Origin of the sequence: Kitasatospora sp. NRRL B-11411 (genome assembly GCF_000721345.1) — a bacterium.
GTDB lineage: Bacteria > Actinomycetota > Actinomycetes > Streptomycetales > Streptomycetaceae > Kitasatospora > Kitasatospora cineracea.
Genome location: NZ_JOGH01000206.1, coordinates 1 through 6513, shown reverse-complemented (window position 1 = coordinate 6513; position 6513 = coordinate 1). Strand labels below are relative to the sequence as shown.

The 6513-nt window shown below is 74.4% G+C and carries 4 protein-coding genes and 1 pseudogene; 3 read left to right on the top strand and 2 right to left on the bottom strand.

The annotated features are described in order from the left end of the window. Together IH44_RS0138525 and IH44_RS0138520 are read right to left on the bottom strand one after the other, a co-directional pair. A partial coding sequence (locus IH44_RS0138525) for an RNA polymerase sigma factor (RefSeq protein ID WP_232795256.1) occupies positions 1-1367 on the bottom strand: 1367 nt, incomplete at its 3' end. A gap of 332 nt (positions 1368-1699) precedes the next feature. Further along, a complete protein-coding gene (locus tag IH44_RS0138520; protein ID WP_081967380.1) occupies positions 1700-2518 on the bottom strand; it encodes a TetR/AcrR family transcriptional regulator in 819 nt (272 codons plus the stop codon). Positions 2519-3005: 487 nt separating this feature from the next. On the opposite strand from IH44_RS0138520, the gene IH44_RS47040 reads away from it, so the two are divergent. The 3 genes and pseudogenes from IH44_RS47040 to IH44_RS0138510 all read left to right on the top strand — a co-directional run. Next, positions 3006-3200, top strand: a complete 195-nt coding sequence (locus tag IH44_RS47040) for a hypothetical protein (protein ID WP_157852614.1) — start codon at positions 3006-3008, stop codon at positions 3198-3200. 308 nt (positions 3201-3508) lie between these two features. Then, positions 3509-4783: an NAD(P)/FAD-dependent oxidoreductase gene (locus IH44_RS0138515; RefSeq protein WP_232795255.1), complete on the top strand. Its 1275-nt coding sequence runs from the start codon at positions 3509-3511 to the stop codon at positions 4781-4783. Positions 4784-5014: 231 nt separating this feature from the next. Continuing rightward, positions 5015-6238: pseudogene (locus tag IH44_RS0138510) on the top strand (PP2C family protein-serine/threonine phosphatase); the annotation flags it as partial. Positions 6239-6513 lie beyond the last annotated feature (275 nt).

Here is a 6513-nt window from a genome sequence, read left to right as displayed (position 1 = left end):
GTCGGGGACGGGGTGGGTGTCGGCGCGGGGGTGGGCGTCGGGGACGGCGTCGGGCGCGGGGCCGGCGGCGGAGTCTCCGGTGCGGCGGTGACCGGCGGCGCGGCCACCGGCGGCGCGGGCTCCGGCGAACCGGTCAGCGCGAACGCGGCGACCGCCGCCGCGACGACGGCGATGCCGGCCGCGATACCGGCCTTCGCGGCGGTGCCGAGGCCCTCCCCGGCCGCCGCCGCCCCGCCGCCACCGGACGAACCGGCACCCCCGGCCGCCCCCGCGGTCGCCGCACCACCGGCCACCGCCGCCCCGCCCACGGCCGCGCCGGTGACGGCGGCACCGCCGACCGCGGCGGCCGCCACCGCGAACCAGCCGCTGCCGACCCAGAGCAGCGCACCGCCGGGCAGCACGGCCCGCAGCCCGTGGTTGATGTCGGCCAGCTCCAGGTACGCGGCGGTGCAACGGGTGCAGTCCTGGACGTGCTTGCCGACCTCCGCCGAGGCGCGCTTGCGCAGCGAGCCGCGGGCGTACGCGCCGAGCCGGTTGGCGTACCCGGCGCAGCCCGACTCCTGGCTGCCGGACACGTGCGCCTGGAGGAACGCGGCGGCCAGCCGGTCGCGGGCCCGGTGGGCCTGGACGGCGGTGGCGTTGGCGGTCTTGCCGAGCATCACCGCGACGGTCTTGGGGGACTCCCGCTCGACCTCGGTGTGCCAGAGCACCACCCGGTCGTCCTCGGGCAGTTCGGCGTACGCGCGCATCACCATGCGCTGGTCGGCCAGCGCCAGCGCCCAGGCGTCCGCGCCCGGGTCGGCGAGGTCGAACTCGACGGTGGCGGCGGAGGCCTCGGCGAAACCGGTGAAGTCGTCGACCAGTTGCTCGCGCCGGTCGGAGCGGGCCCAGGCGGCGGCCACGTTGCGCACCGCGGTCAGCAGGTAGGCCCGGACCGCGAACTCGGGGCCCTTGCCGGCCTTGAGCGCCTGCAGGGTGCGGGCGAACACCTCGCCCGCCAGGTCCTCCGCGGTGAAGCTGTCCCGGCAGCAGGTCCGGGCGTAGCGGCGGACGGCGTCCGCGTGCCGGCGGTAGATCTCCTCGTACGCGGCGTCGTCCCCGGCCCGCACCCGGGCGGTCAACTCGGCGTCGGAGGGCGGGCGTTCACCGTCCACCGGGTCGGCGGGGGCGGGCACGACGGCGCGTGCCGGGAACTCCTCGCCGATGAACGCCTCGGGCGCGACCCCGCCCTGTCCGGCCGGTGCCTGGCCCGGCACCCGGCCGGTCAGCGACTCGTGGGCCGGGCTGCCGCCCTGGTCCGGGACCTGGCCGGGCGCCTCCAGGCCGGAGCCCAACTCGCCTGCGTCACCCTGCTCGTCTGGGTTCACCGGACACCGTCCCGCCGTGCGGCGCGCGGCGCGGGCCGCCCCTCGGATTCGACGGCGGTCACGGTGTGCAACGGGACAATGGCTCCAACCACGGGCAAAGAATGGCATAGCGCAGCGACCACCGGTAGCCGGGTCCGCCCCGGCCCACCCGTCCGGGCCGCCGCTCGCGGAAGTGTTCGGAGCTCGACCGCGCAAGCACCGCGCGTACCCGGAGCGTTCCGCGCGCCCCCCGGGCCCGGCGGCCGCCCGTCACCCGAACGGTGTTCCCCCCGGCCGCCCCCGCCGGACGGCCGCCCGCACGGTGCGTCAGAACCCCCGCCGACCAGCCGGGTTCAGGCCGCGCGCAGACCCTGCAACAGGATCTGCAGCAGCCGGTGGCCCGCCCCGCCCTCGGACTCGCCCTCCCGCACCGGGACGGCCGCCGAGGCGTGCACCGGCACCGCCGCCGTCAGCACCAGCACCACGTCGGCCACCGTCACCCCGGGCCGCAACTCGCCGGCCGCACCCGCCCGGGCCACCAGCGCCGCCAGCAACTGCAGCAGCAGCCGCGGATCGGCGCCCTGCTCGCCCTCGGCCACCGGCGAACCGCCGAACGCCCGCAGCTCGGTGCCGCGCTGCTCGGGCACCCGGCCGATCTCCTCGGCGTAGCGGAACGCCTCCGGCGGCAGCAGCCGCCCCGCGCCCGAGGCCGCCGCCCGCTGCAGGAAGCCCGCCAGCGCGTCCCACGGGCCGGTCAGCCCGCCGTACAGCGACTCCCGGGCCTGCGCGGTCAGCCAGGACACCTCCTCGGCGGCGATCCGCTGGACCAGCACCTCCTTGCTCGGGAAGCGCCGGTACACGGTGCCCACGCCGACCCCGGCCCGCCGGGCGACCTCCTCCATCGGCGCCCCGTACCCGAGCTCGCCGAACACCTCGCGGGCGGCCCGCAGCACGCTCTCCAGGTTCCGCCGGGCGTCCACCCGCAACCGCGAGCCCGCCCCGCGCCCGGCTTCCCGCCCGGCCTCGCGCCCCGCCTCACCCGGACGCTCACCGGACGGGAAGGCGTACTGCTCCCGCTCACCGGGCCCGCGCTGCTCCGGCACCACGTCCACCGCGGCCCGCCCGAACGACGCCACCGGCACCCGCCCCGCCACCTGATCCTGCTCCGACATGCCAAAACCTCCCCCGGGGCACCCCGTCCCGGGTACCCGAACGGCTACTGCGCCCCCTGGTGTGCGCTGCCGACACCGGCCGTGGCCCGACGTCCGCGCACTACCTTCCCCGGATGGCTCCCGTGCAGTCGCGTCGACGCCACCAGGTCCAGGACGAACGGACCGGCACCATCGGCGGTCCGAAGCACAATCCGACCATAGTTCAAGGAAGTTCGCCGCAGAAGTGGACCACTCCCCACCCCGAACCGCCCCGATCCGGTCGCCACGTGCGGACAAACCCCCGCACGCACCACCCGCCGCCCCACGTGAGACGGATCACAACCGAGCATCCGGCCCGCGCCCGCACCCTTTCACCCCGATACGCCTTCCTTTGCCATAACTTGACGAACAGTCAGCTCGAAGAATCCCGCCCCCGGAGCCCTCAACCCTTCATCCGAACGATCGAACGTGCACGTTCCTGCCTCCCCGGCGACCGTTCCTCGCTGGCGTGATCGACGAACTCGCACAACAACCACACATCGCCGAGCACATGGGGGGCATGATGCGGCAACCAACACCGGGGGGAACCGGGGGAAACGGATTCTTCGGAGGGTCCGGAGGCCGCGTCGGCGGCCGCCTCGTGGACGAGCGCGAACTGTGGAACGGCCATGGCGGCGACACGACCGAGGAGACTCCCCGATGAAGCCCCGGACTTCGCCGGCCGCCGGCATGGGCCCCGCGGGCCAACAGGACCACCCCTACCGGTCGCACTGACGACCGCTCACCGCGCCGCCCCGCCGATCGGGGCGGCGCGGTGCGTTCCGGGACCCCTTTCCCGGCCGGATTCGGACCGATCCGGCCCTGACTGTGGACAAGACACCTCCGCCGGGTGCGTCATAGGGGGAACGTGAAACGGGTCACAGCACCAGGGCCGGCCGGAGGTGCCCCATTCGAGTCCTGATCATCGGCGGCGGCTGCGCCGGACTGAGCTCCGCGCTGCGCCTCCAGCAGTTGCTGCGCGACCGGCTGAAGGACCGTCGGATCGAGCTGACGATCGTCGAACCGCAGCCCTACCTGACGTTCCAGCCGCTGCTGGCCGAGGTCGCCGCCGGCACCATCGACCCGCGCCACGTGGTGGTCCCGCTGCGCACCGCGCTCCCCGGCTGCCGGGTGCTGACGGCCCGCGTCACCAGGATCGACCACGCGACCCGCACCGCCTGGGTGGATGCCGCCCCGCGCGGCGAACTCCGGCTGCCCACCGAAGTCCCGTACGACGTCCTGGTGATGGCCCCCGGCTCGGTCTCCCGCACCGCCCCCGTCCCCGGCCTCGCCGAGCACGGCATGGGCTTCGCCACCGTCGGCGAGGCGGTGGCCCTGCGCAACCACGTGCTGGAGCAGCTCGACCTGGCCTCCTCCACCCGCGACCCCGAACTGCGCCACGCCGCACTGACGTTCGTCTTCGTCGGCGCCGGCTACGCGGGCGTCGGCGCCCTCGCCGAGCTGGAGGACATGGCCCGCACCGCCACCAAGGGCTACCACAACATCGACCCCGACGACCTGCGCTGGGTCCTGGTCGAGGCCAAGGACCGCATCCTCGGCGAGGAGACCCCCGAACTCGCCGTCCACACCCTCGCCGAACTGCGCGAACGCAACATCGACGTCCGGCTCTCCACCACCCTGGAATCCGCCACCGACCAGCTCATGCTGCTCTCCGACGGCAGCCGCTTCGCCGCCCGCACCCTGGTCTGGACGGCCGGCATCCGCCCCGCCCCGGTGCTCTCCCTCACCGACCTCCCGCTCGACGCCACCGGCCGGATCACCTGCCTGCCCACCCTGCGGATCGCCACCCCCGACGGCCTCCCGCTGCCCGACGCCTGGGCCGCCGGCGACTGCGCCGCCGTCCCCGACCACACCGGCGAACCGTGCGCCCCCAACGCCCAACACGCCCTCGCCCAAGCCAAGTTGCTCGCCGAGAACCTGGCCGCCGAACTGGACGGCCGCCCGCTCACCGCCTACCGCTCCGACCACCCCGCCTGCTCCACCTCGCTCGGCCTGCACCGCGCCGTCGCCCACACCCGCCGCGGCACCCGGCTCACCGGCCGCCGCGCCTGGTGGCTGCACCGCGCCCGCCAGCTGCGCCGCCTGCCGACCCGGGAGCGCCGGATCCGGGTGCTGATGGACTGGCTGTTCGGCGGTCTCTTCCAGCGCGAGGTGGTCGCCCTGGGCACCATCGAGCACCCCCGGGCCGAGTTCGAGTCCGGTTTCACCACCGGCCCCGGCACCTGACGCCTCCCTCCCCGCCTCCCTTTCACCCGTCGCACAGAAGTGCACCCCGGCGCGTACCTCCCGAAACGCGCCGTACCGGGGGCGCGACTTCCGGAATCGCGCCGGAGCCTGACAGGATCGACCCCGACGGACCATTACGGCGAGTGCGGCTGTGCGCACGAATTGTGATCATCACACTGCAGCCGCCCGACGGGCACCACCCCCCATCAGTCCCCGAGGAAGCGGCCAACGTTGAACCTCATGCGCTGGAGCGCCCGGCTCACCGGAGCCGCCTGGCGGGTCACCCCCGCCACCGCGGACGAACCCGTCACCGTGCCCGCACCGCGCGACCCGGCCACCTCCTGCCCCGACCCCCGCGACACCGAACAGCCCTACGACCTCCGCGACGTCCTGCGCCGCCTGCCCGCCCCCGTCGCCCTCACCCACGGCCCCCGGCACCAACTCGGCTACGCCAACCGGGCCTACCGCGACCTGTTCGGCCCCCGCACCCCCGGCCGCCCCGCCGCCGAGTCCCTCCCCGAACTCGCCACCCTCGGCGTCCTCCCGCTGCTCGACCAGGTCCTGCGCAGCGGACGGCCCCGCAGCGTGAAGTCCCGCTGCATCCTCGGCCTCGGCGGCAACCGCTACTACAACATCGCCTGCGTCCCGCTCGGCCCCGACGAACACGCCACCCCCACCGGCGTCCTCATCTTCGCCACCGAGGTCACCGACCAGGTCCAGTCCGCCGGCCGCCTCCGCGAAGCCGAACGCCGCCAACGTGAAGCCGCCGTCACCCTCCAGCACAGCCTCCTCCCGCAGAAACTCGAACAGCCCGACACCCTCCACGTCGCCGCCACCTACCAACCCGGCGGAGCCGACGCCGCAGTCGGCGGCGACTGGTACGACGTCATCGGCCTCGGCGGCGGCCGCACCGCCCTGGTCATCGGCGACGTCATGGGCCGCGGCCTGCGCGCCGCCGCCGTCATGGGCCAGCTCCGCACCGCCGTCCGCGCCTACGCCCGCCTCGACCTCCCCCCGCACGAGGTGATGACCCTCCTCGACGGCCTCGCCATGGAGATCGACGCCAACCAGATCGCCACCTGCACCTACGCCGTCTGGGACCCGACCACCACCACCCTCCTCTACGCCTCCGCCGGCCACCTCCCCCTCCTCCTCCGCGGCCCCGACGGCACCGTCCTGCGCGGCGAGGAACAGAACGGCCCACCCCTCGGCACCGGCGGCGCCGGCCATCTCTCTCACACCCTCCGCCTCCTCCCCGGCACCACCGGCGTCCTCTACACCGACGGCCTGGTCGAACGCCGAGACCAGGACATCGACCAAGGCATCGACCACCTCGCCCACACCCTCACCGGCCCCGTCGGCACCCCCGACACCGTCTGCTCCCGCCTCCTGCGCGCCCTGGGCGTCACCGCCGAGCACGACGACGACGTCGCGGTCCTGGTCTTCCAGGTGCCACTTGATCCCGAGCTTCCGGGTGTGTAGAGTTCTTCGAGTTGCCTGACAGGGAGCACCGAGCACGTATCTGCGTGGACGGTCCCGGGGCGGCCAATCCCTTGAGAAACCAGTTCGATGATCCGTGACGGGTCGCGTCTCTTTCGCGTCCCCGTTCGTATTTTCGGCGTGCGCTTTTCCGGAGATTGCGGCCGATTCGCTTTCAGGAGCGGGGATCGGCTAGAGTTTGAAACGTCGGACGGGGCGTCAAGCCGCAGAAGACGAAAGCGAGTCGGGAA

Excerpts from the sequence above, each read along its gene's own strand:
- IH44_RS0138520 (WP_081967380.1), bottom strand. The coding sequence starts at position 2,518 with ATGTCGGAGCAGGATCAGGTGGCGGGGCGGGTGCCGGTGGCGTCGTTC.